This window comes from Nitrincola sp. A-D6 (assembly GCF_000764495.1).
Lineage (GTDB): Bacteria > Pseudomonadota > Gammaproteobacteria > Pseudomonadales > Balneatricaceae > Nitrincola.
In genome coordinates this window covers 1-2,829 of record NZ_JRLB01000016.1, presented here as the reverse complement: position 1 = coordinate 2,829, position 2,829 = coordinate 1, and the positions used below count along the sequence as shown (strand labels likewise).

At 46.2% G+C, this 2,829-nt stretch carries 6 protein-coding genes; 1 reads left to right on the top strand and 5 read right to left on the bottom strand.

Going from position 1 to position 2,829, the window contains the following annotated elements:
• Positions 1-259 (top strand): integrase core domain-containing protein (locus LH51_RS03995; protein ID WP_036519976.1); only part of this gene is annotated, 259 nt, incomplete at its 5' end.
• Between the two features lie 119 nt (positions 260-378).
• On the opposite strand, the gene LH51_RS03990 is transcribed toward LH51_RS03995, so the two are convergent.
• The 5 genes from LH51_RS03990 to LH51_RS03970 form a co-directional block, all read right to left on the bottom strand.
• Positions 379-747, bottom strand: a complete 369-nt coding sequence (locus LH51_RS03990) for a hypothetical protein (protein ID WP_036519974.1) — start codon at positions 745-747, stop codon at positions 379-381.
• An 88-nt stretch (positions 748-835) separates the two neighbouring features.
• On the bottom strand, positions 836-1,303 hold the full coding sequence (locus LH51_RS03985; protein WP_268746521.1) for a pyridoxamine 5'-phosphate oxidase family protein: 468 nt from the start codon (positions 1,301-1,303) through the stop codon (positions 836-838).
• Between the two features lie 103 nt (positions 1,304-1,406).
• Complete coding sequence (locus tag LH51_RS03980; RefSeq protein ID WP_036519970.1) at positions 1,407-1,787, bottom strand: VOC family protein; 381 nt, start codon at positions 1,785-1,787, stop codon at positions 1,407-1,409.
• Between the two features lie 100 nt (positions 1,788-1,887).
• Positions 1,888-2,367 carry a hypothetical protein gene (locus LH51_RS03975; RefSeq protein WP_144244169.1) on the bottom strand — a complete coding sequence of 160 codons (480 nt, stop codon included), beginning with the start codon at positions 2,365-2,367 and terminating at the stop codon, positions 1,888-1,890.
• A 149-nt stretch (positions 2,368-2,516) separates the two neighbouring features.
• The coding region (locus LH51_RS03970; protein WP_036519968.1) for a transposase at positions 2,517-2,829 on the bottom strand (313 nt) is incomplete at its 5' end.

Genomic DNA, 2,829 nt, shown 5'->3' with positions numbered 1-2,829 from the left:
ATTGCTGGCTGATTACAACATGCGGGCCAGCATGGGAGACGTGGGTGCCTGTTGGGATAATGCCGTTGTAGAACGCTTCTTTGGAAGCCTGAAGCATGACTGGCTGCTAAAAATACCACAGCCCACACGAGCGCATATGAGGAATGATGTAGCGGCGTACATGCATTATTACAACCTGGAAAGATTACATACGGCCAACGGTGATCGGTCACCGGTGGACTATGAAAACGAGCTGAGAAAAGTGTCCGGTTTTAGTTGACCAGTACAACCATCCACCGATACCTTCAAGACTTTTTTCTTCACTCATTTTTCTTCCTGATATCATTGTATAACGATCAAGCACAGCGGCGACCTCCGGCCGCGAACTGCTGCGTCGTGTTAAGCCCTGTACTTGATAGAACCATTGACTTTGAACGCATGCATACATCGCCTTCCACTGGTTTCGGCTCCCTGGCAGGTAATGCTTTTTTCTATTTCTTCTTCCTTGCCGTTTACCGCACCACGTAAAATATTACCCATTGAAAAACCACCACCGTCACACGATGGATTGGTGCAATCAATGTATTCACCTCCCGGGTAGTCTACCGTGAGATAATGTGCTGCCTGCTCTTTCATCCAGATTAGGCTTTCTAACTCTGTAACATTAATGGACATTTCCTGAATTTCAGGAAATGCGTCCTTAAAATCGCCTTTTGAGCCGAAAACGTAGTTTGTTTCGTTAAAAATATCTGAAGCCTTCTTCGGCATACACCTTCTCCTTTACGCTTAACGCCCGCCATAAACGGCGCGAGGAACGAGCGTCCGACGACCGAAGGGAGCTAATTTAATTGCTTTGTTAGGCATCTTTATCCTGGCACACACCGTAAGTTCGAAGCGCGGACTGAATTTGCGACTCTTCAGTTGTCTCTGAAGGGTAAAGCCGGTAGCTAGGAGCAACTATCGGCTCCACAGCGATAGCTCTTACAACGAACACGCTGTGTATCGGATAACGATCACTAGCCATCACAAGAAGTGGTTCAACCCAGCGAGAGTACTCTGGTACTGACGGCTTAAACTCGGTTGCCGTGCCAATAATCTTGAAGCCCTTTTGGACAAAAACATCAACGAAACTCAGACATATCTTCTGATTTACCCTAATGTTCTTCGCTGACTGTGGTGAGGCAATGTTTGCAACCACTATATTCTGACTATCAACAACAGCAAAGACTTCCTTTGGCGACACATTCGGCTGTCCGTTTTCATCACATGTAGCTAACCAACAGAGCACGCTTCGCTCTACAGATTCACGAACTTCAGTAGTTATTAGGTCTGACAGTGTATTCTCCTCGAGCGCCTAACGCCGCAAGCAGGGATGTATTTTTGCGTTTTGAGCGCAGCGAAGCAAAAATGCGCGCTGCTTTGCTTGGTTATGAGTTATCTGACGGCTCAACATCTTCACCGAACATGATTCTATGCCCCTCTGGTGTTGCTACGCCAAACTCACGTATGCCCCAAGTCTTATCGGATATTGCCTGGAATATTTCGACACCGCGCTGTTGATAATCACGATAAATTTCGTCTATGCCCTCGCAGTTTACATAAGCAAAGTACGAATGTTCATGCGTATCACGGGCTGGAAGCTCGTCTGGACAATGCCCCAACATGACGTGAAAACTACCAAGGCTCAGGAACGACCAGCCGTCCACACGGAACCGAACAGAAAACCCTAGCTTATCGAGAAAGTAGCTTTCAGTCTCCTCAAGATCCCTGACCGCCAAAACATGCTGGGTGGCTTTTACTTCAAACACAGATGATTCCCTATTTCACGCGTGGATACTCATAACGTTTAGGTTAAGGGGCGGGCTTTAGCCCATCCCAGTGATCGGAGCGCACGGTTTGAACCTATTGTTATGCACCTTTAGCTTGGATGCCAATGAATAGCTTTAAGCTTGGCCATGCCATGAACATCCCAAATGCTATGAGACCAGCCCCTAACCATGGGCAAAAATTGTTTTCTGTAGCCCAAAGAGCAGCCTTGTGTATAAGATTATTTGAATGACTATCGCTCAAAAGAAACTGGCAACTTTGCGCTTCGATAACATGATACCCAAGTGCTAGCATGCCTACGCCAGCTGACAAGTACAATGCTGCATGACCAAGAACAAGATACTTAATCTTGTTGGGATTTCTTGAATAACCCCCAAGCCAAAATAGAATGAGAGATAATGAGAGCGAGTTAATAGCTAGTAGAGAAATTATAAGCGTAACACCGCTAAGACTCACGGATAATACCGCAGCATTTAAGATTAGCATGGCAAGGGCAATGAAAATGGCAAAGAAATATCGAGTCATATTTTGTGTACATAACGAGCCTGTCAGATTAGACATTTTGGATCTAAAATCCCTAGCATCGACAGCGCTTGCTCCATTCTGTTAATTGTTGCCTGCTCATATCAGTAAACTGTTTTACTCATTCAAACAAACGATATGCATTATCTAAGGCAGTCATAGCCACCATTTAGAAGCTTTTGGCTCTGTTAATGCCTTTGTTGCCCCTGTGTCGCTATCTTCTCAAGGTTATGCACCATACAGTACATCAACCACTGTGCGTTCACCTTGGATTTGCCCCTCAGTGTAAACCGATTCAAGCCTTTGTTACTTTCCAGGTTCCCGAACACCGGTTCTACTGCTCCCAAGCGTTGGCTGTAGATATGACGTCCCATTGGGCTGTCGATCTTCTGCTTCATTTTCTCGATAAAGCTGGACAGGGGTTTGCGCTCACCCAGGGCAAAGCTCACTTGCCGTCCATCTTGTTGATTGGCTCGGCGTAGGCACTGATGCTTTAGCGGC